General features: G+C 38.4%; 29 protein-coding genes. 26 read left to right on the top strand and 3 right to left on the bottom strand.

All coding sequences use genetic code 11. The features are described from left to right. Window positions 1-13: 13 nt before the first annotated feature. From ACJJVM_RS04605 to ACJJVM_RS04595, 3 genes are all read right to left on the bottom strand, one after another. Window positions 14-1,618, bottom strand: coding sequence for a SusD/RagB family nutrient-binding outer membrane lipoprotein (locus ACJJVM_RS04605; RefSeq protein ID WP_405210937.1), 1,605 nt, complete (start codon window positions 1,616-1,618; stop codon window positions 14-16). Between the two features lie 103 nt (window positions 1,619-1,721). Then, the gene (locus ACJJVM_RS04600) at window positions 1,722-4,967 is read right to left on the bottom strand and encodes a SusC/RagA family TonB-linked outer membrane protein (protein ID WP_405210936.1); all 3,246 of its coding nucleotides are present in this window, start codon (window positions 4,965-4,967) and stop codon (window positions 1,722-1,724) included. A 121-nt stretch (window positions 4,968-5,088) separates the two neighbouring features. After that, the gene (locus tag ACJJVM_RS04595) at window positions 5,089-6,780 is read right to left on the bottom strand and encodes a ShlB/FhaC/HecB family hemolysin secretion/activation protein (protein WP_405210935.1); all 1,692 of its coding nucleotides are present in this window, start codon (window positions 6,778-6,780) and stop codon (window positions 5,089-5,091) included. 187 nt (window positions 6,781-6,967) lie between these two features. Between ACJJVM_RS04595 and rpsL the strand changes: the two genes are divergently transcribed. The 26 genes from rpsL to infA all read left to right on the top strand — a co-directional run bounded on the left by rpsL (window position 6,968) and on the right by infA (window position 20,862). Then, entirely contained in the window at window positions 6,968-7,342 is a 375-nt protein-coding gene (rpsL, locus tag ACJJVM_RS04590; protein ID WP_013751318.1) for a 30S ribosomal protein S12, read from the top strand. Window positions 7,343-7,367: 25 nt separating this feature from the next. Next, the gene (rpsG, locus tag ACJJVM_RS04585; protein WP_035327538.1) at window positions 7,368-7,844 is read left to right on the top strand and encodes a 30S ribosomal protein S7; all 477 of its coding nucleotides are present in this window, start codon (window positions 7,368-7,370) and stop codon (window positions 7,842-7,844) included. Window positions 7,845-7,847: 3 nt separating this feature from the next. Next, window positions 7,848-9,974 carry an elongation factor G gene (gene fusA, locus ACJJVM_RS04580; protein ID WP_405210934.1) on the top strand — a complete coding sequence of 709 codons (2,127 nt, stop codon included), beginning with the start codon at window positions 7,848-7,850 and terminating at the stop codon, window positions 9,972-9,974. Window positions 9,975-9,985: 11 nt separating this feature from the next. Further along, on the top strand, window positions 9,986-10,291 hold the full coding sequence (gene rpsJ / locus ACJJVM_RS04575) for a 30S ribosomal protein S10 (RefSeq protein WP_013073266.1): 306 nt from the start codon (window positions 9,986-9,988) through the stop codon (window positions 10,289-10,291). A 151-nt stretch (window positions 10,292-10,442) separates the two neighbouring features. After that, window positions 10,443-11,054, top strand: a complete 612-nt coding sequence (gene rplC, locus ACJJVM_RS04570) for a 50S ribosomal protein L3 (RefSeq protein WP_035327543.1) — start codon at window positions 10,443-10,445, stop codon at window positions 11,052-11,054. After that, window positions 11,054-11,683 carry a 50S ribosomal protein L4 gene (rplD, locus tag ACJJVM_RS04565; protein WP_035327545.1) on the top strand — a complete coding sequence of 210 codons (630 nt, stop codon included), beginning with the start codon at window positions 11,054-11,056 and terminating at the stop codon, window positions 11,681-11,683. Before rplC ends, rplD begins: the two co-directional genes overlap by 1 nt. Before the next feature lie 6 nt (window positions 11,684-11,689). Next, window positions 11,690-11,980: a 50S ribosomal protein L23 gene (gene rplW, locus ACJJVM_RS04560; protein ID WP_035327547.1), complete on the top strand. Its 291-nt coding sequence runs from the start codon at window positions 11,690-11,692 to the stop codon at window positions 11,978-11,980. A 9-nt stretch (window positions 11,981-11,989) separates the two neighbouring features. Next, window positions 11,990-12,814: a 50S ribosomal protein L2 gene (gene rplB, locus ACJJVM_RS04555; protein ID WP_405210933.1), complete on the top strand. Its 825-nt coding sequence runs from the start codon at window positions 11,990-11,992 to the stop codon at window positions 12,812-12,814. A gap of 6 nt (window positions 12,815-12,820) precedes the next feature. Continuing rightward, window positions 12,821-13,102, top strand: coding sequence for a 30S ribosomal protein S19 (gene rpsS / locus ACJJVM_RS04550; protein WP_035327551.1), 282 nt, complete (start codon window positions 12,821-12,823; stop codon window positions 13,100-13,102). Between the two features lie 6 nt (window positions 13,103-13,108). Continuing rightward, the gene (gene rplV, locus ACJJVM_RS04545) at window positions 13,109-13,519 is read left to right on the top strand and encodes a 50S ribosomal protein L22 (protein WP_035327553.1); all 411 of its coding nucleotides are present in this window, start codon (window positions 13,109-13,111) and stop codon (window positions 13,517-13,519) included. Between the two features lie 4 nt (window positions 13,520-13,523). Continuing rightward, window positions 13,524-14,243 (top strand): 30S ribosomal protein S3, encoded by a 720-nt coding sequence (gene rpsC / locus ACJJVM_RS04540; RefSeq protein WP_035327555.1) that lies wholly within the window; start codon window positions 13,524-13,526, stop codon window positions 14,241-14,243. A gap of 22 nt (window positions 14,244-14,265) precedes the next feature. Beyond that, complete coding sequence (gene rplP, locus ACJJVM_RS04535; RefSeq protein ID WP_035327557.1) at window positions 14,266-14,688, top strand: 50S ribosomal protein L16; 423 nt, start codon at window positions 14,266-14,268, stop codon at window positions 14,686-14,688. Between the two features lie 11 nt (window positions 14,689-14,699). Further along, window positions 14,700-14,888: a 50S ribosomal protein L29 gene (rpmC, locus tag ACJJVM_RS04530; RefSeq protein WP_035327559.1), complete on the top strand. Its 189-nt coding sequence runs from the start codon at window positions 14,700-14,702 to the stop codon at window positions 14,886-14,888. A gap of 11 nt (window positions 14,889-14,899) precedes the next feature. Beyond that, a complete protein-coding gene (gene rpsQ, locus ACJJVM_RS04525) occupies window positions 14,900-15,157 on the top strand; it encodes a 30S ribosomal protein S17 (protein WP_013751331.1) in 258 nt (85 codons plus the stop codon). After that, the gene (gene rplN / locus ACJJVM_RS04520; RefSeq protein WP_035327562.1) at window positions 15,157-15,525 is read left to right on the top strand and encodes a 50S ribosomal protein L14; all 369 of its coding nucleotides are present in this window, start codon (window positions 15,157-15,159) and stop codon (window positions 15,523-15,525) included. The genes rpsQ and rplN overlap by 1 nt, the downstream gene beginning before the upstream one ends. 13 nt (window positions 15,526-15,538) lie before the next feature. Next, complete coding sequence (rplX, locus tag ACJJVM_RS04515; RefSeq protein WP_035327563.1) at window positions 15,539-15,850, top strand: 50S ribosomal protein L24; 312 nt, start codon at window positions 15,539-15,541, stop codon at window positions 15,848-15,850. A 2-nt stretch (window positions 15,851-15,852) separates the two neighbouring features. Further along, window positions 15,853-16,404, top strand: coding sequence for a 50S ribosomal protein L5 (gene rplE, locus ACJJVM_RS04510; RefSeq protein WP_035327564.1), 552 nt, complete (start codon window positions 15,853-15,855; stop codon window positions 16,402-16,404). A gap of 3 nt (window positions 16,405-16,407) precedes the next feature. After that, complete coding sequence (gene rpsN / locus ACJJVM_RS04505) at window positions 16,408-16,677, top strand: 30S ribosomal protein S14 (RefSeq protein WP_035327565.1); 270 nt, start codon at window positions 16,408-16,410, stop codon at window positions 16,675-16,677. Between the two features lie 86 nt (window positions 16,678-16,763). Further along, complete coding sequence (rpsH, locus tag ACJJVM_RS04500; protein ID WP_298351783.1) at window positions 16,764-17,162, top strand: 30S ribosomal protein S8; 399 nt, start codon at window positions 16,764-16,766, stop codon at window positions 17,160-17,162. Between the two features lie 20 nt (window positions 17,163-17,182). After that, window positions 17,183-17,725, top strand: a complete 543-nt coding sequence (rplF, locus tag ACJJVM_RS04495) for a 50S ribosomal protein L6 (RefSeq protein WP_298351785.1) — start codon at window positions 17,183-17,185, stop codon at window positions 17,723-17,725. Window positions 17,726-17,736: 11 nt separating this feature from the next. Then, entirely contained in the window at window positions 17,737-18,093 is a 357-nt protein-coding gene (gene rplR, locus ACJJVM_RS04490) for a 50S ribosomal protein L18 (RefSeq protein WP_038599615.1), read from the top strand. A gap of 7 nt (window positions 18,094-18,100) precedes the next feature. Then, window positions 18,101-18,625: a 30S ribosomal protein S5 gene (gene rpsE / locus ACJJVM_RS04485; RefSeq protein ID WP_035327573.1), complete on the top strand. Its 525-nt coding sequence runs from the start codon at window positions 18,101-18,103 to the stop codon at window positions 18,623-18,625. A gap of 11 nt (window positions 18,626-18,636) precedes the next feature. Next, window positions 18,637-18,816 carry a 50S ribosomal protein L30 gene (gene rpmD / locus ACJJVM_RS04480; protein ID WP_035335938.1) on the top strand — a complete coding sequence of 60 codons (180 nt, stop codon included), beginning with the start codon at window positions 18,637-18,639 and terminating at the stop codon, window positions 18,814-18,816. A 12-nt stretch (window positions 18,817-18,828) separates the two neighbouring features. Then, on the top strand, window positions 18,829-19,281 hold the full coding sequence (gene rplO / locus ACJJVM_RS04475; protein WP_038599618.1) for a 50S ribosomal protein L15: 453 nt from the start codon (window positions 18,829-18,831) through the stop codon (window positions 19,279-19,281). A gap of 13 nt (window positions 19,282-19,294) precedes the next feature. After that, entirely contained in the window at window positions 19,295-20,647 is a 1,353-nt protein-coding gene (gene secY / locus ACJJVM_RS04470) for a preprotein translocase subunit SecY (RefSeq protein WP_405210932.1), read from the top strand. Further along, a complete protein-coding gene (gene infA / locus ACJJVM_RS04465; protein ID WP_013751343.1) occupies window positions 20,647-20,862 on the top strand; it encodes a translation initiation factor IF-1 in 216 nt (71 codons plus the stop codon). Before secY ends, infA begins: the two co-directional genes overlap by 1 nt. Window positions 20,863-20,864: the final 2 nt, after the last annotated feature.

Genomic DNA, 20,864 nt, shown 5'->3' with positions numbered 1-20,864 from the left:
TTTTTTTTAAATGTTAGTTCGAAGCCGGGAATCCTCCGTTCGGTGAAGATGGTGGGTTCGTATCCCAAAATACTTGAGTATTTTGATCAGGCTTTTGATTAATATTTGGATTAGCAATAACTTCAGAAGATGCATATGGGAATGATCTTGGGAAGTTTCCTGGGTCAGCCTCTAAGTTTGGTTGAAGAGTTGTTGGGAATCCTTGTCTTCTGTAGAAGTTGTAAGATTCAGCAGCTCCTCCGTAAAGAGTTACCCAGTATTGTTGAGCATAAACATTCCATTTACCAGTCATATCTGCTGCATCAAAGTCAGCAATTATATCGCTAATAAAATTATCTACAACCACACTTGAAGGCTCAGTAGAACCATCATTTGTAGCATCTAGAGCTCCAAAAGATTGAACTTTAGCTATAGATTTAATTAAACCAGCTTCAATAAAATCTGCCGCTCCATCAGCATCCCCAGCAATTAGTGCTGCTTCAGCTCTCCAGAAATCTACGTAAGATGCAAGGATGATAGGCTCTATTCCAGCTCCACCGCCACCGGCTCCTAGTGATACACTTTCAAATTCTCCTTGATCATAAAGACCTCCTGAAGGATAAACACCTGTAACAGTTCTTAAGAAGTTGTCAGGAGGAGTTCCGTCATCATCACCGTGATCTCTACCCCAATAACCGTTTTCTAAGAAACAGTAAGTAAATCCAGCATAGTGAGGTGGTGAAGTTTCTAAAGAACAAGATAAAGTTTCACCATTTCCTTCTGGTAAACAAGATGCACCAGGAGTACAATCAGATTGACGATAGAAGTAATAAGTCATTCTAGGATCATTAGTCTCAGACATATAGTTCATCAACCAATTAGAACGGTATAAGTTACCTCCTGAAGGAGTGTAATCTTGTTGGTAATCTGGATGTCTTGTATCTGGATTTAATAAGTTAGACCCAAATTGTAATTGAAGATCATCTTCTGTTTCACTAATGAAATTATCTCCTGCAACAATTGCATTAAAAGTAGCTAAATCACCAGTTGTAATAGCAGCTTTCATTTCAATAGTATTTGATGCTTTAATCCATTTTGAGATATCTTCATCATAAAATAAATCTTCGATAGCACTGTTTACATCCCCTTCAGAAGCTATAAGGTCTGCATTAAGAGCCGCTAGAGCAGCTCTACCTTCAGCAACAAGGTTTATAGCCGCTTCGTAAACAGAAGCACCATCCTGCACATTCGGACTAGGAAAATCTATTGGGTTAAAAGCCTCGTCAAAAGGGATATCACCTATGTAATCTACTAACCACAATAAAGAATGTCCTAGCATTATCTTACCTGTTCCTACTTGAAAACGAAGATCAATACTTGGGTCTGCATCCAACTCTTCAATAGTTTTAACATCTACAAGCATTCCTGCATATGTACGAGACCAAGCTCCATTTAAAGTAGTTCCTGTTAATCCAGCGAAGTAGTTTCTGTTTCCGAAGTATTGTATTCTGGTTAAAGCACCACCGTTACCATTAAATGTTTGTGCATTCAATTGGTAGCTCAGTTGAACTGAATTTAGCAGAAAATTTGGATCTGCTTGGTCTGATGTCAAGTTGTTTGGGTCATTTACTAACTCCAATTCTGTGGTTTCACAAGAATAGAAGAGAGATGAACCAGCTATAACAACAGCCATTATGAACTTAAATGTATTTTTCATAATTCTATTTTTATAAATCTTTTAATTAAAATGATGCTTTTACGCTTAATCCATAACGCTTTGAAGAAGGACCATTGATATAGTCAAATCCACGACCATTACCAACACCTACACCAGCTACGTTAGGGTCGAAGTTTGCTCCATCAGGAGTGTTATAAGCGTCATACCATAAGTTAAATCCACTAGCAGTAACGCTGAATGAACCGAATGGAGTTTTATCTAAGAACTTCTTAGGTAATGAATATCCTAAAGAAAGCTCTTGTAATCTAATAACTGAAGCATCATATACTTGAAGCTCTTTAGGGCCGAAAAGTACATTGTTGAAGTAATACTGTGAGTTGTTGATTTGCACTTGGTTTTCAGATCCATCCGCTTGAACACCTGGAAGAATGTAAGTATTCTCACGATCTTCAGTTTCTGTAATAAGACCACGACCTAATAATACACCTATAGTAGAAGAAGCAATATCTCCACCTTTAGTATAATTCATTTGGAAACCAAGGTTAAAGTTCTTATAAGATAATGTGTTAATCCAGTTTAAAACATAATCTGGGTTAGGATTACCTATGATAGGAGTAATGCTACGACCATCATCAAGAATAACGTTATCTTGTACAACATAGTTACCAGCACCGTTTACTACAAAGTTACCGTCGTCATCTCTAAGGATTCTAGTTCCTACAATAACACCTAATTGCTCTCCTCTAATTGCAGCATTCGCTCCAAGTACTGGGTCAGTAGATCCTGCATAAAGTATCTGGTCATCATCTTGCTCAGTCACAATTTGCTCACTAGTTGTGAAGTTTGCCCTAGTATTCCAGTTGAATCCATCATTTTCACTTTGGAAAATATCAACTCCTAAATCAACTTCAAATCCGTCACCTTCAACCTTACCAATGTTACTCTGTGTAGAAGTAAATCCAGTTGATGGAGGTAATGGTTTAAATACAATTAGATCATCAGTAGATCTGTTAAAGTAAGAGAAATCTAAGCTTACTCTGTTCTTAAGTAAACGAGCATCAAATCCAACTTCAAATTCAGAGATAAGCTCTGGCTTAAGATCAGGATTAGCTTGGAAGTTACTTACACTGTTTGTTGTAGTGTTACCACCACCAGCGTTTTGATCAATGTATTGGTTTGTGAATTGGTTAACAGTATTTACTGTTGGGAAACCACCAGGGAAACCAGCAGAAGTACCTAAACCTGCTCTTACTTTTAAGTAATTAAGTGCATCACCTTTAAGACCGTCAAATGCAGTAGTAGGTAAGAATGATAAACTTACAGAAGGATATAGTTGTGAGTTGTTCTCCTTTGGAAGGTTAGATACCCAGTCATTACGAGCAGCAAGCGTAAGGAAAAGCATATTATCATAATCAATATCTGCTTGTCCTAAAACACCTACGATGTTTTGGAAAGATGTAAATTGGATAGGAGCCTGCTCTAAGAAGTTAAAGTGTCTCTGTACGCCAAATACAAGTTGTCCTGTACTAGCTACACCTTGTTGATCAAATTCAACAGATCTAGAAGTAGCACCTGTAATGAAAGTTAAACCAACTTTGTCAGAAAGATCGTAATCTCCACTTAATGCTAAGTAGTGATCCCAGATACGGTTGTTGTTATCCCAAGTGTTATATTCACCGTTGATATCGTCAACAGTAGCACCTAGTACACCACCTTTATTTACATAACTTACGTTGCGCTCGTTGTAGAAATCTACACCAGCACGGTATTGTAAGTTCAGGTTATCATTAATACTGTATTGTAAAGTCGATGTTCCATATACACGGTTAGTTAACTGTGTATTTTTTGCATTTTGCACAATCCAGTTAGGGTTGTTAATGTCATTACCTTGACGGTAGTAAACACTTCCTCCTGTTTCAGGAATAGTAAATGGTAAGTTTGCTAAGTCTACGTTACGAGGTGTAAAGAATACGTTTGCAAATACTGAAAATCCTAATGTACCGTTACCACGAGATGCAGCTACTGGAGGAGAAGAGAAGTCAGTTCTAGAGAAATTTAACGTTCCTGAGATTGTAAACTTATTAGATAATTGAGCTCTACCACCTACAGAAAGGTTGTTTCTACGTAATTGGTTACCTGGGATAAATCCTTTATCTTCTAAGTGACCGTAGTTTAAGTTGTAATTTACTTTACCATCTTCAGATGCACCGTTTATGTTTATAGAAGTGTTAGCAACACCACCTGTACGGAAAAACTGAGATACGTTATTGTAAGGTCTGTACTCATAACGTTGTCCATCAAACTCATCTCTTAAAATTTGTCCGATATCTGCTCCTGTAGTTGAGTATGGGTGAGCTACTGTACCGTTTTCGTCTATTTGTCCTGAAGGCTCATTTAAGTATCCTGCAACACCACCTGCTTCAAAAGCAGGACCCCAGTTTGAGAAGAACCATCCGAAAGATTGGTCAAAACCTCCACCAAACTTGTCTTGGTAATCTGGTAATGAAGCAATTTCATTAACAAAGTAAGACTGGTTAATTGTGATTTCAGTTTTCTTAGGCCCGCCAGCTCCACTTTGACCTGACTTTGTAGTAATTACGATAACCCCGTTACGTCCAGCTGTACCATATAACGTTGCTGCAGCAAGTCCTTTAAGAACGTTTACACTTGCAATGTTGTTTGGATCAAGATCTAAGAAACGTGAAGAACCATTGTTACCAGCAAGGAAACTACCTTGTGCGTTAGTATCACTACTAAAAGGTACACCATCTACGATAAATAATGCTTGGTTACTTCCGTTTATTGAAGTATACCCACGAATTACAACATTTGTTGCAGATCCAGAAGCACCACTCTGAGAAGTAATCTGTACACCAGAAGCTTTTCCTGATAGTACACGAGCAACGTCACCTTCTGTACGTCCTTCGATTTCTTCAGAAGCAACTTCACTTACTGCGTAACCAAGCGCTTTTTTCTCACGCTTAACTCCTTGTGCTGTTACAATTACCTCGTCTAGAGCATTGTCAGCAGCAAGAGCCACATTAATTGTTGATTGACTTCCTACTGTCACCTCTTGAGTTGAGAAACCAACAAAACTAAAGACAAGTACATCTGTTGGACTTGCTTGAATTGAATAATTTCCATCAAAATCGGTCTGAGTTCCTGTAGACGTACCTTTGATAATGACATTTGCACCAGGCAAAGGACCATTATCTTCAGTAACCGTCCCGGAAACTGTTGATTGTGCAAACGAAACTTGCACTACAAACGCTAGCAATAGCGTTAAAATTCCACTAAACTTTGTTTTCATTTTTATAAATTATTTGAATTAGCCAATGCCAAAAATCACAATAAAAAGTTAATTACACAACTAATAGTTGCTAAAATTTAGTTTTTTTTTAACGCTTTGTAAATCGTGTTAATCCCCTTATTTAAAAGCGTACAGCGAGAATTAGGTGCAGTTTTGTGTTTGAGAAGTCGAACGAAGAATTGTTAAATTTTCCATTTGCAATATTTATTTTAAGGACCCCTGCCTTGGTTTGTATTCCTGCTCCTGCACCTACACTAAGCAAGTAGTTGTTGTTATTGTCTAAGGCGTTTTCAATATAGCCTCCATCCAGTACTGTGTTGATGTATAGGCTGTTGCCTACGTGTATGCGGTACTCTGTATTGACTGCAATGGCAAGATTTGCAAAGAGACTGTTTTCTTCAAACCCGCGTATCGATGTAATTCCGCCAAGTCTAAAAAGTTCATTTGTAAGGTACGTTTTAGAAAATAAATTGTTAAAAATCCCAGAAACATAGATTGAGTTTTTAGCATCAAAATTGAAAATCTTTTTAATATTTAATAAAATTTTCGTCTGAGGTGTTTTTGTCATATTCGCAATTCTTGATCCGTGGTCTATGAGTATTGTCGATTGCGTCGAAATTGGGAAAAATATACTCTTTTGGCGTTTTAGGTAGGTGTGTTCTAGTTGAAGGGAGGACGTTTTGTAGTTGTTTAGGTTGTTTTGGTTCGTTATCGAGTTGAGTAAGTTGTCAGAAGTTGTAGAGTTGTATCCTGCTGCAATTTTGTGTTGAGTGCTTGGTTTATAAAATACCTGTAAGTTGGTTTGCGTAGTTGAGAATGTGCTGTCTTTTCTAAAGATGGATAAGGATGCTTCTATGCCTACTGGTGTTTTAAAAAGATAAGGAAGTGCGGTTCTGATTTTGAGTTGTGATTGATCCTCACCATCAGATTTGTAATTAAGTGATATCTCCTCGCCGTAGTTAAAGTTGTTTAAGAGTTGTAGATTGAGATAGCCATCTAGTCTAAGTGTGTTGTTGTTATTTGAGGCAAAACCTAAAAATCCGTCAAACTGGTTTTGGTTTGTCTTTTCTATGTAATAAAATATTGTGGTGCTGTCTTTTTTGAATAAAGCTTCTGGTGTTCTTGTTGTGTTGAGGAATCGTAAAGTGCTTATTTCATTGTTTACGGTTTCAACTCGCTCTTGGTTGTAAGGTTTGAGGAGTAGTTTTTTGCTTAGGCTTTGTAGATATGTTTTTGGGTATTTCTCATATCCTTTATATATAACGCTTGTTATGGCTCTTTCTTTTTCTGAAATTAATGTTAGTTCTCCGGTGAGCTGGTCGTTTGCTTTCTTAATGTTGGTTATTTGAAAAGTAGCAAATGGATTTCCGTTGTTTGATGCGATTGTCGTGAGCTGTTTGAGTAGCGCTTTCGCGAAAGCGGTCTCAACTTTTATTGAGTTGCTGGCTATTGTGTAGGATGTCTCCTTTATATATGTCTCTAGTTTTGTGTTATTGTCTTGAGGAATTGTTAAGAGAATGTGTTTGTATTTTTTGCCTAGGCTGATGTATGCCGTCAGGTTGTTATTGTTGAATGTTGTTTTGGTTTTTAAATCAATGTACCCTTGGTTAGTGAGTTTTTTTTCTATCTGTTGTATTTCTAGGTAGGCTCTTGATGTTTCGTTAAAGGTTTTTAGGTGTTCAATAGATTTTAGAGTGAGTTTGTCTTGAGGGTTGTGGCTGGTGATGTTTAAAGTTATTTGCGATTTGTCTTTTTGGGCATTTGTGCAAATGCTGAAGATTAATGATAATATAAGGAGTAGATATGTCTTCAAAGAAGCAATTTTTGTGGTGTGTTTTGTAACGTTGTTTTGTGGTGCTAAAGTATGTTAGTTTTTTGGCATTCAGAACTTTTTTGAAAAATTAGCAAGCTGCTATTTGATGGCTGAGAAAAATTTCATACTTTTGCCAACCCTTAAAATGGGTATATTAAGTAAATTAACAATTAGGTAGAAAGAAATTATGCCAACAATTTCACAATTAGTACGTAAAGGAAGAACCAAGATTACCAAGAAGAGTAAATCGGCGGCCCTTGAATCGTGCCCACAACGCCGCGGCGTATGTACTCGTGTTTACACGACTACACCTAAGAAACCAAACTCGGCTATGCGTAAAGTTGCGCGTGTTCGTTTAACAAATGGTAAAGAGGTGAATGCATATATCGGAGGAGAAGGTCACAATTTACAAGAGCACTCGATAGTATTGGTAAGAGGTGGAAGGGTAAAAGATTTGCCAGGAGTTAGATATCATATTGTACGTGGAGCCTTAGACACCGCGGGTGTTGCAGGAAGAACGCAATCGAGATCTAAATATGGTGCAAAACGCCCTAAGAAGTAAATCAACAACACTTTAAGAAGAAGTAATGAGAAAAAAACAGGCCAAGAAGAGACCTATTCTTCCAGATCCAAAATTTAACGATCAGTTAGTAACTCGTTTCGTTAATATGATGATGTGGAGCGGTAAGAAGTCTACAGCTTTTAAAGTATTTTATGATGCAATTGACATCGTAGAGGAAAAGAACACAAATGAAGAAAAAACAGCTCTAGAGCTGTGGAAAGACGCTTTATCTAACGTAATGCCTCACGTAGAAGTACGTAGTCGTCGTGTAGGAGGAGCAACTTACCAGATACCAAACCAAATTCGTCCAGATCGTAAGATCTCTACAGCGATGAAGTGGTTAATTAGCTTTTCTCGTAAGAGGAATGAGAAGTCTATGGCTGCAAAGCTAGCTGCAGAGATTATGGCTGCTGCAAAAGAAGAAGGTGCTGCAGTTAAAAAGCGTGTTGATACACACAAAATGGCTGAAGCAAACAAAGCATTCTCACACTTTAGATTCTAAGAAATGGCAAGAGACTTAAAATTTACTAGAAACATTGGAATTGCAGCACACATTGATGCTGGAAAGACAACTACTACTGAGCGAGTATTATATTATACTGGAGTTTCTCACAAAATTGGAGAAGTACACGATGGTGCTGCTACAATGGACTGGATGGAGCAAGAGCAGGAGCGTGGTATTACAATTACCTCTGCTGCAACAACTTGTACTTGGAAGTTTCCATTAGAAAATGCAGAACCTACTCCTGCGACTAAAGATTATCACTTTAACATCATTGATACTCCTGGTCACGTTGATTTTACTGTGGAGGTTAACAGATCTTTACGTGTATTAGATGGTCTTGTATTCTTATTTAGTGCGGTAGATGGTGTTGAGCCACAATCTGAGACTAACTGGAGGCTTGCAGATAACTATAAAGTACCTAGAATAGGTTTTGTAAACAAAATGGACCGTCAAGGTTCAGACTTTTTAGGTGTTTGTCAGCAGGTTAAGGATATGTTGAAGTCTAACGCTGTGCCTATTGTTTTGAACATAGGTGACGAAGAGGATTTTAAAGGTATTATTGATTTAGTAAAAAACCGTGCTATTGTATGGCACGATGAAACTCAAGGATCTACTTTCGATGTTATCGAGATTCCTGAGGATATGAAGGAAGAAGCTCGTAAGTATCGTGCACTCTTAATAGAAGAGGTTGCAAGTTATGATGAGAATCTTTTAGAGAAATTTATGGAGGATGAAGACTCTATTACAGAAGAAGAAGTGCACAAAGCACTAAGAGCTGCTGTAATGGATATGGCTATCATCCCTATGATTTGTGGTTCTGCTTTTAAGAACAAAGGTGTTCAGTTTCTTTTAGATGCTGTATGTCGTTACCTGCCTTCTCCAGTAGATAAGGAGGGTATTGAAGGTGTGAATCCAGACACAGAAGAGAAAGAAATTCGTAAGCCAGATGTAAAGGAGCCTTTTGCTGCTCTTGCGTTTAAAATTGCTACAGACCCTTTTGTAGGTCGTTTGGCATTCTTTAGAGCATATTCTGGTCGTCTAGATGCTGGATCTTATGTCTTAAATAACCGTTCAGGTAAGAAAGAACGTATCTCGCGTATCTATCAAATGCACGCTAACAAGCAGAATGCAATTGAGTATATAGAAGCTGGAGATATTGGAGCTGCTGTAGGATTTAAGTCTATTAAGACAGGAGATACACTTTCAGATCAAGCACACCCTATAGTACTTGAATCTATGGACTTCCCGGATCCAGTAATTGGTATCGCAGTGGAGCCTAAGACTAAGGCAGACGTAGATAAGCTTGGTATGGGTCTTGCAAAACTTGCAGAAGAGGATCCAACATTTACAGTTCGTTCTGACGAGGCTTCTGGTCAAACTATTATATCTGGTATGGGTGAGTTACACCTTGATGTAATTGTAGATCGTCTTAAGCGTGAGTTTAAGGTAGAGGTTAGTCAAGGTCAACCACAGGTTGAGTATAAAGAAGCTATTACACAAGCTGCAGATCACAGAGAGACTTATAAAAAGCAATCTGGTGGACGTGGTAAGTTTGCAGACATCGTATTTACTATTGAGCCAGCAGATGAGGGCGTGGTAGGATTACAGTTTGAATCTGTTATAAAAGGTGGTAACGTTCCTAAGGAATTTATCCCTTCTGTAGAGAAAGGATTCAAGATGGCTATGGTAAACGGGCCGCTAGCAGGTTATGAAGTAGATGCTATAAAAGTTACTTTAAAAGATGGATCTTACCACGATGTGGATTCTGATCAATTATCTTTTGAACTTGCTGCAAAGTTAGGATTTAAGAATTCTGCAAAAGCTGCAAAAGCTGTAATAATGGAGCCTATTATGAAGCTTGAGGTTATTACACCTGAAGAAAATATGGGTGATATCGTAGGAGATCTTAACCGTCGTCGTGGTCAAGTTTCTGATATGGGAGACCGTGCAGGAGCAAAGACTGTAAAAGCAACGGTGCCACTTTCAGAAATGTTTGGATATGTAACAACGTTACGTACACTTTCTTCTGGTCGTGCAACATCTACGATGGAATTTTCTCACTATGCAGAAACTCCTTCTAATATTGCTGCCGAAGTTATCGCAGCATCAAAAGGAACAAACGATTAATTACTAAGGAAATGAGTCAAAAAATTAGAATAAAACTAAAATCTTACGATCACAACTTAGTAGATAAGAGTGCTGAGAAAATCGTAAAGACTGTGAAGACGACAGGTGCTGTAGTAACTGGACCTATTCCGCTTCCAACACATAAGAAAATCTTTACTGTATTACGTTCTCCACACGTAAACAAGAAATCTCGTGAGCAGTTTGAGCTTAGCTCTTACAAGCGTTTACTTGATATCTATTCTTCTTCATCAAAGACTATAGATGCTTTAATGAAGTTAGAGTTACCATCTGGAGTAGAGGTAGAGATAAAAGTGTGATAGGTGTTTACGCTTTCGCGAAAGCGTAAATAATAACCGCACTAACTTGTCCTGAGCTGCGCGCGAGGGAAAAACGGAAAACACACATTCAAGGTCGAACGTGTTCGGCCTTGTTTTTTGAATTGAATTTTAATAATTAATATTTATAAATATGTCTGGGTTAATCGGAAAGAAAGTAGGTATGACTAGCATCTTTGACGAGAACGGGAAGAACATTCCTTGTACAGTTATTGAAGCAGGTCCCTGCGTTATCACCCAAGTCAGAACCAAAGAAACTGACGGGTATGAAGCCCTTCAACTTGGTTTCGATGACGTTAAAAAGGCAAACAAAGCTGCTACTGGCCACGCCAAAAAAGCAGGAACTGTTGCTAAACGTAAAGTTGTCGAGTTTCAAGGATTTGAAGGAGAGTTTAAATTAGGAGATGCAATTACTGTAGATCATTTTGCTGAAGGAGAGTTTGTTGATGTATCGGGAACTTCAAAAGGTAAAGGATTTCAAGGGGTTGTAAAGCGTCACGGTTTTGCCGGTGTAGGTCAAGCGACTCACGGTCAACATAACCGTCTTAGAGCTCCTGGTTCTATTGGAGCAGCATCTTACCCTGCACGTGTATTCAAAGGAATGCGTATGGCAGGACGTATGGGTGGTGACAAAATAAAAGTTCAAAATCTTAAAGTATTGAAAGTAGTAGCTGAGAAGAACCTACTTGTAGTGAAAGGATGTGTTCCTGGTCACAAAAATGCTTATGTAATCATTCAGAAGTAATGAAGGTAGCAGTTGTAGATATCAAAGGAAAAGAAACAGGGAGAAAGGCAGACCTTTCTGATGCTGTTTTTGGAATTGAACCAAACAAGCACGCTGTTTACTTAGACGTTAAGCAATTTCTTGCAAACCAACGTCAAGGTACGCACAAGGCTAAAGAAAGAGCAGAGATCGCAGGATCTACTCGTAAGATCAAAAAACAAAAAGGAACAGGTACAGCTCGTGCGGGTAGTATCAAGTCTGGTGTTTTTAAAGGTGGAGGACGTATGTTCGGACCAAGACCGAGAAATTACTCTTTCAAATTAAACAAAGGATTAAAGAGACTTGCACGTCGTTCTGCACTTACAATGAAGGCTAACGATAACGCAATCACTGTAATAGAAGACTTCAATTTTGACGCTCCAAAAACAAAAGATTTTGTGAACGTTTTGAAAGCCTTAGGCTTAGAAAATAAAAAGTCACTAATAGTGTTGGGAGAGTCAAATAATAATGTATATTTGTCGTCGCGCAATTTAAAGGCCTCAAAAGTCGTAAAAAGCTCAGAATTAAGCACTTACGGTATTATGAATGCAAACAATGTTGTATTCTTAGAGGGTTCTTTAGAAGGTGTTGAGGCAAACTTAGCAAAATAAGACACGATGAGTATTTTAATAAAACCTGTTATTACAGAAAAAGCGACAAAAGATAGTGAGGAAATGAATCGCTATACTTTTGAAGTTAGTATGAGAACAAATAAGGTTGAAATTAAGAAAGCGGTAGAAGCTGCTTATGGTGTTTCAGTTGAAAAAGTTCGCACAATGAATGTCCGCCCGGATCGCAAGTCTCGTTATACGAAGTCTGGTGTTCTTTCTGGTAAAACAAATGCTATTAAGAAAGCAATTGTACAGCTGGCGGAAGGTGATACAATAGATTTTTATAACAACATTTAAGACAACAAAATGTCAGTAAGAAAATTAAAACCTATCACTCCTGGGCAGCGATTTAGAGTTGTAAATGGTTTCGACCAGATTACAACTGATAAGCCGGAAAAAAGCCTTTTGGCTCCGAAAAAACGCTCAGGTGGTAGAAACAATACGGGTAAAATGACAATCCGCCAAGTGGGTGGAGGTCACAAGAAGCGTTACCGTATTATCGATTTCAAACGTAACAAAGAGGGAGTTCCTGCAACTGTTGCGTCTATCCAGTATGATCCAAACAGAACTGCGTTTATCGCACTTCTTAATTATCAAGATGGAGAAAAGAGGTATGTCATTGCTCAAAACGGTCTTCAAGTAGGTCAGAATTTAGTTTCTGGATCTAATGTAGCGCCAGAGATTGGTAATGCAATGCCACTTTCAGATATTCCATTAGGTACTATAATCTCTTGTATAGAGTTGCGTCCAGGTCAAGGAGCTGTTATGGCTCGTTCGGCTGGAGCATTTGCTCAGTTAATGGCTCGTGATGGTAAATTTGCAACTGTAAAGTTGCCTTCAGGTGAGACAAGATTGATTCTTGCAACGTGTATGGCTACAATAGGAGCTGTGTCTAACAGTGATCACCAGTTACTTGTATCTGGTAAAGCTGGTAGAAGCCGTTGGTTAGGTCGTCGTCCACGTGTACGTCCAGTAGTGATGAACCCTGTTGATCACCCTATGGGAGGTGGTGAAGGTAAGTCTTCTGGAGGTCACCCTAGAAACCGTAATGGTGTACCTGCTAAAGGTTTCAGAACGCGTTCTAAGACGAAGTCGAGTAATAAGTATATTGTAGAACGTAGAAAGAAATAATAAGATATGGCACGTTCATTAAAAAAAGGACCTTACGTTCACTATAAGTTAGAAAAGAAAGTTGCTGCAAACGTAGAAGGCAATAAAAAGACTGTCATTAAGACTTGGTCTAGAGCTTCTATGATTACTCCAGATTTTGTGGGGCAAACTATTGCAGTACATAATGGTCGCCAGTTTGTACCAGTATATGTTACTGAGAATATGGTAGGTCATAAGCTAGGAGAATTTTCACCTACGCGTTCTTACAGAGGACACGGAGCTGATAAGAAAAATAAAGGTAAAAGATAACAGGAGATGGGAGTTCGTAAAAAAGAAGCGGCAAATCGTCGCAAAGAGGCTAACAAGTCTATCGCTTTCGCGAAATTGAATAACTGCCCTACCTCTCCACGTAAAATGCGTCTTGTAGCAGATATGGTACGAGGAACGCAAGTGGAGAGAGCACTTCAGTTATTGAAATTTAGTAATAAAGAAGCATCACGTAAAGTTGAGAAACTAGTTCTTTCTGCAGTTGCAAACTGGGAAGCAAAGAATGAAGACGCAAGTATCGAAGATGCAAATCTTTTTATTAAAGAGATCAAAGTTGATTCTGGAACAATGTTAAAAAGACTACGTCCAGCACCACAAGGTCGCGCGCACCGAATAAGAAAACGTTCTAACCACGTAACAGTGGTTCTTGGAGCAAAAGATAACACACAAAGCAATTAATTAGATGGGACAGAAGACAAATCCAATCGGAAATCGCCTTGGAATAATCAGAGGATGGGAATCTAACTGGTACGGAGGTAATGACTACGGTGATAAACTTGCCGAAGACGATAAGATTAGACGTTATATTCACGCTCGTTTAAGTAAAGCTAGTGTGTCAAGAGTTATCATTGAGCGTACGCTTAAACTTGTAACCGTTACTATTACTACTGCAAGACCTGGTATCATTATCGGGAAAGGTGGTCAGGAAGTAGACAAGTTAAAAGAAGAGCTTAAGAAACTCACAGGTAAAGAAGTACAAATTAATATCCACGAAATCAAACGTCCAGAGCTAGATGCATTTCTAGTAGGTCAGAGTGTTGCTCGTCAGATAGAAGGAAGAATTTCTTTCCGTCGTGCAATAAAGATGGCAATTGCGGCTGCAATGCGTATGAATGCTGAGGGTATTAAGATCCAGATTTCTGGACGTCTGAATGGTGCAGAGATGGCACGTACAGAGTCTTATAAAGATGGACGTATTCCTTTATCAACTTTTAGAGCCGACATAGATTATGCTTTAGTTGAAGCTCACACTACTTACGGTAGACTGGGTGTTAAAGTATGGATTATGAAAGGTGAAGTATATGGCAAGAGAGAGCTTTCTCCTTTAGTTGGACTTCAAAACAGTAAGTCTAAAGGTGGCGGAGGTCGTAAGGATAACCGAGGACCACGTCGTAGAAAGTAATTTTTTAAAAAGACAGTAAAAAATGTTACAGCCTAGAAAAACAAAATTCCGCAAGCAGCAGAAGGGTCGTATGAAAGGACTAGCGCAAAGAGGGCATACGCTTTCTAATGGCCAGTTCGGTATAAAATCATTAGACTCAGCTTTTGTAACTGCGAGACAAATAGAAGCAGCTCGTATTGCAGCAACACGTTATATGAAAAGGGAAGGAACTCTTTGGATTAAGATCTTCCCGGACAAGCCTATTACAAAGAAACCACTAGAGGTACGTATGGGTAAAGGTAAAGGTGCTGTAGAATATTGGGCAGCAGTTGTAAAACCAGGACGCATTATGTTCGAATTAGGAGGTATTCCTGAGCCAGTTGCAAAAGAGGCATTACGTCTTGCAGCTCAGAAATTACCAGTGAGAACTAAGTATGTCGTAGCTAGAGATTTTTCAGCTGAATAAATTTGAGTACTATGAAACAATCAGAGGTAAAAGGATTATCTACAGCAGAATTGCAAGAAGAGCTTGGTAAAGCAAAGAGATCTTATATGGATCTTAAGATGGCTCACGCTATCTCTCCACTTGACAATCCTATTCAATTGCGTTCTATGAGACGTACAGTCGCTAGAATTGCAACTGAATTAACTAAAAGAGAACAATAACGCTGCTTAAGATGGAAAAAAGAAATTTAAGAAAAGAGCGTGTTGGTGTAGTAACTAGTAACAAGATGCAAAAATCTATCGTTGTTGCCGAAGTTAAAAAAGTAAAGCACCCTATGTATGGTAAGTTCGTTTTAAAAACGAAGAAGTATGTAGCACACGACGAAACAAACGACTGCAACGAAGGAGATACAGTTAGGATAATGGAAACACGTCCTATGAGTAAATCTAAGACTTGGAGACTAGTAGAAATCATTGAAAGAGCGAAGTAATGTTACAGCAAGAATCAAGATTAAAAGTAGCAGACAATACAGGAGCAAAAGAAGTTTTGACCATCCGTGTATTAGGAGGTACTAAGAGAAGATATGCTTCTGTAGGAGACAAGATTGTTGTATCTGTAAAGGATGCAACACCTAATGGCCAGGTTAAAAAAGGTGCCGTGTCTACAGCAGTAGTTGTGCGTACTAAGAAAGAAGTACGTCGTCCAGATGGATCTTATATCCGTTTTGATGATAATGCTTGTGTTCTTTTAACTGCTCAAGGTGAGATGCGCGGTACTCGTGTATTTGGACCAGTAGCAAGAGAGCTTCGTGACAAACAGTTTATGAAGATTGTATCATTAGCACCAGAGGTGCTTTAATACAGAGAAGAAGATGACAAAGCTTAAAATAAAAACGGGAGATACTGTAAAGGTTATTGCTGGAGATCATAAAGGATCAGAAGGTAAAGTCGTAAAAGTATTTATCGAGAAGAACAAAGCAATCGTTGAGGGTGTTAATATGGTGAAGAAGCACGAAAAGCCTAGCGCCGCAAATCCTCAAGGTGGAATAAAAGAAAAAGAAGCGCCACTTCAAATATCTAACCTTTCCCTTTTAGATAAGGATGGTAAAACTACGAGAGTAGGTTACCGTATGGAAGATGGTAAGAAGGTACGCTTTGCAAAGTCTAACAACGAAATATTATAGTGATGGGATACGTACCAAGACTAAAACAAGAGTTTAATGACCGCGTGACGCCAGCCCTTCAAGAAGAGTTTGGATATAAGAACGTTATGCAGGTACCTCGTCTTAATAAGATTGTAGTATCTCGTGGTGTTGGAGCTGCGGTTGCAGATAAGAAGTTAGTTGAAAATGCTGTAGAAGAGCTTACTCTTATTACAGGACAAAGAGCTATCTCGACAATGTCTAAAAAAGACGTTGCAACATTTAAATTACGTAAAGGAATGCCTATTGGTGCAAAAGTAACTTTACGTGGGGAGCGTATGTATGAGTTTTTAGATAGACTTGTAACATCTGCATTACCACGTGTACGTGACTTTAACGGTATCAATGCAACAGGATTTGATGGACGTGGTAACTATAGTATGGGTATCACTGAGCAAATCATTTTTCCAGAGATCAACATTGACAGAATTAAGAAAATAGATGGTATGAACATCACTTTTCAAACATCTGCTCAAACTGATAAGGAAGCAAAATCGTTGCTTAAAGAACTAGGTTTACCTTTTAAAAAGAACTAAGATATGGCTAAAGAATCAATGAAAGCCCGTGAGGTAAAGCGTGCTAAAACTGTTGCAAAATATGCTGAAAAACGTAAAGCTTTAAAAGAAGCTGGAGATTACGAAGGATTGCAAAAGCTACCTAAGAACGCTTCACCTATACGTCAGCACAATCGTTGCAAACTTACAGGTCGTCCTAAAGGTTATATGCGTCAGTTCGGTATATCACGTGTGATGTTCCGTCAGATGGCTAACCAAGGGTTGATACCAGGTGTTAAGAAAGCAAGCTGGTAGATTAAAGAGTATAAATTGGTAGAAGGTTCTTTTTATACTTTCGCGAAAGCGGAAATAGAGAAAACCACTACCGTAACTATAATTAAATGAATACAGATACTATTGCAGATTTTCTGACACGTGTGCGTAATGCATCGGCAGCAAATCACAGAGTGGTCGAGATTCCAGCATCAAACCTTAAGAAGGCGATGACTAAAATCTTATTTGACCAAGGTTACATCCTTAGCTACAAATTTGTAGAAGGTAAAGCGCAGGATACGATCAAGATTGCCTTGAAGTATGATCGCATTACTAAAGAAGCAGTTATTAAGGATATCCAAAGAATCAGTAAGCCTGGTTTACGTAAATACTCTTCATCTACAGAGATACCTCGTATCTTAAATGGATTAGGTATTGCTATTGTTTCAACTTCAAAAGGAGTTATGACAGGTAAGCAAGCCGCTCAACATAACGTTGGAGGAGAAGTACTTTGTTACGTTTACTAATCAGATAAAAAGACAAAGACATGTCAAGAATAGGTAAAAGTCCAATTACAGTGCCAGAAGGAGTTACAGTAACTCTTGCTGATAACATTGTAACAGTAAAAGGAAAATTAGGCGAGCTTACGCAAGAGTACTCTGGTATTGAGATCAAAATCGAGGAGGGAGTAATTACTCTTGAGCGCGCATCAGATAAAAAAGATCTTCGTGCAAAGCACGGTCTTTATAGAGCTCTTATCGCAAATATGATAGAAGGAGTTTCTAAAGGTTTTGAAAAGCAACTTGAGTTTGTAGGAGTAGGATACAGAGCAAGTAATCAAGGTAATAAGCTTGATCTTGCTGTAGGTTTCTCTCACAACATCGTTTTAGATGTAGCTCCAGAAGTAAAAGTTGAGACAATCTCAGAAAAAGGTAAGAATCCTATAGTGAAGTTAACTTCACACGATAAGCAACTAGTAGGAGCTGTCGCTGCAAAGATTCGTGGTTTCCGTAAGCCTGAGCCTTACAAAGGAAAAGGAATCAGATTTGTAGGAGAGGTAATAAGAAGAAAAGCAGGTAAATCTGCATAATACATAGAGAAATGGCATTATCAAAAAGTGAAAAAAGAAATAGAATTCACCTTAGAATTCGTAAGACTATTTCTGGATCTGCGGAGAGACCAAGACTCTGTGTATTTAGAAGTAATAAAGAGATTTATGCACAGTTAATAGACGACCTTAACGGGAAGACTATTACAGCTGCATCGTCACGTGATAAGGATATCGCTGCTGCGAAATCTAACAAATCTGAAACTGCAAAACTTGTAGGTAAGGCAATCGCCGAAAAAGCTACAAAATCTGGAGTTGAGGCTGTAGTATTTGATAGAGGAGGTTACCTTTACCACGGAAGAATTAAACAACTAGCAGAGGGCGCAAGAGAAGGCGGTCTTAAATTCTAATAAAGTTATGTATCAAGATTATAAAAACGTAGAGTTAGTAAAGCCAAGTGGCTTAGACTTAAAAGATCGTCTAGTAGGCGTTCAGCGTGTTACTAAGGTAACTAAAGGAGGTAGAGCTTTTGGATTTTCTGCTATAGTTGTAGTAGGTGATGAGAATGGTGTTGTAGGACACGGATTAGGAAAGTCAAAAGAAGTAGCATCTGCAATTGCAAAGGCTATGGAAGATGCTAAGAAAAACCTAGTGCGTATACCGCTTAACAAAGCAACTATCCCTCACGAACAGAAAGGTAAATTTGGAGGAGCTCGTGTATTACTTTTACCAGCAGCTGCCGGTACAGGAGTAATCGCAGGTGGTGCAATACGTGCCGTACTTGAATCAGTAGGTATACACGATGTACTTTCTAAGAATCAAGGATCTTCAAACCCACACAACGTAGTAAAAGCAACTTTTGATGCTTTATTACAATTAAGAAGTGCAGAAACAGTTGCAAAGCAACGTGGTATCTCACTTGATAAAGTGTTTAAAGGATAAATCAAGGAACAATGGCAAAAATCAAAGTAACAAAGGTGAAGAGCGCGATTAATCGCACACAGAACCAGAAGAGAATTTTAGAATCTCTTGGATTGAGAAAAATAGGCCAGGTAAAGGTGCACGAAAACACACCTAACATCCTTGGTATGGTAAATAAAGTAAGTCACTTAGTTTCTGTAGAAGAAGCTTAATATAAATAACAGATGGAGTTAAATAACTTAAGACCTGCAAAAGGCGCTGTTAAGAAAAACGACGGTCGTAAAGGACGTGGCCAGGCAACTGGAAACGGTGGAACAGCTGGTCGTGGACACAAAGGACAGAAGTCACGTTCTGGGTATAGTAAGAAAATCGGTTTTGAAGGAGGTCAAATGCCACTTCAGCGTCGTGTACCTAAGTTTGGATTTACAAACATAAACCGTAAGGAGTATGCTGGTGTAAATCTTGACACGTTACAAGAATATGTAGACGCTGGTCGTCTTACAGAAGAGGTTTCTATAGATACACTTATTGAAGCTGGTCTTGTAGGTAAGAACGATTTAGTAAAGATTTTAGGTAGAGGTGAGCTTAAAGCTAAAATCAAAGTAACTGCTCATAAATTTACTGCAACTGCAAAAGCTGCTGTTGAGGCTGCTGGTGGTGAAGCTGTAACTTTATAATCGATATAAGAGGATGAAATTTATAGATACAATAAAGAATATCTGGAAGATTGATGAGCTTAGGAATAGAATAATTCTTACGCTTACGCTTCTCCTCGTATATCGTTTTGGTGCACAAGTTGTACTTCCAGGTATAGATGCGTCACAATTAGGAGGTCTTCAAGATTCTACAGGCCAAGGGCTTTTAGGCCTTTTGGCTGCGTTTACTGGAGGTGCTTTTTCTAACGCATCTGTATTTGCATTAGGTATTATGCCTTACATTTCTGCTTCTATTGTAGTGCAGTTAATGGGTATAGCAATACCTTATCTTCAAAAATTACAAAAAGAAGGAGAAAGTGGTCGCCGTAAGATCAATCAGATTACTAGATGGTTAACTATCGCAATCTGTTTGTTACAAGCACCAGGTTATCTAGCTGCATTACCTGCACTAGGTGTTCCTTCTACCGCTTTTGTAATGGGTCTTACACCTACATTCTACATATCATCTGTACTTATACTAGTAACAGGATGTATATTTGCAATGTGGCTTGGTGAAAAGATTACAGATAAGGGAATAGGTAATGGTATCTCACTTTTAATTATGGTGGGTATTATTGCAACAATGCCTATATCATTTGTTCAAGAATGGGTTGCTCGTGTAACTGAATCTAACGGAGGATTAATTATGATCCTTATAGAATTAGTAATCTGGTTTGTAATTATTCTACTGTGTATATTGTTGGTAATGGCAGTACGTCAAGTACCCGTATCTTATGCAAGAAGAACTGCAACTGGAGAGTATGAGAAGAACGCTTTTGGAAGTCGTCAATTTTTACCATTAAAATTGAATGCTTCTGGGGTAATGCCTATTATCTTTGCACAAGCCATTATGTTTGTTCCTGGTCTTATAGGAGAGGCAAGTTTTCTTGCTGACACCACTGTAGGTACTTGGTTGCAAACTAATTTTGGAAATAATATTTTCGGATTTTGGTATAATTTAGTTTTTGCATTATTGATTATTATCTTTACATACTTTTATACAGCGATTACGGTCCCTACCAATAAAATGGCAGATGATCTTAAGCGCAGTGGTGGCTTTATAGCTGGGATACGTCCAGGTTCTGAAACTGCAGAGTATTTAGATAAAATTATGTCTCAGATAACGTTACCTGGTTCAATTTTCCTTGCACTTATAGCTATATTTCCTGCAGTTGCAGTAAATGTACTAGGGATGCAACAAGGTTGGGCTTTATTTTATGGTGGTACTTCTCTACTTATTATGGTAGGTGTAGCTATCGATACGATGCAACAAGTGAATTCGTACCTTCTTAATAAGCACTATGATGGTCTTATGAAGTCTGGTAAAAACCGTAAAGCAGTAGCATAATGGCAAAACAAGCAGCAATAGAACAAGACGGATCTATCATTGAAGCATTATCAAATGCAATGTTTCGTGTAGAGTTAGAAAACGGTCACGTTGTGACAGCGCATATCTCAGGTAAGATGCGTATGCACTATATCAAATTATTACCTGGTGATAAAGTAAAATTAGAAATGAGTCCTTACGATTTATCAAAGGCTCGTATAACGTACCGCTATTAAGC

The organism is Dokdonia sp. Asnod2-E02, assembly GCF_045063915.1.
Classification (GTDB): Bacteria; Bacteroidota; Bacteroidia; order Flavobacteriales; family Flavobacteriaceae; genus Dokdonia.
Note: the sequence above shows the minus strand (reverse complement) of the source record. Positions and strands in the feature narration are given on the sequence as shown.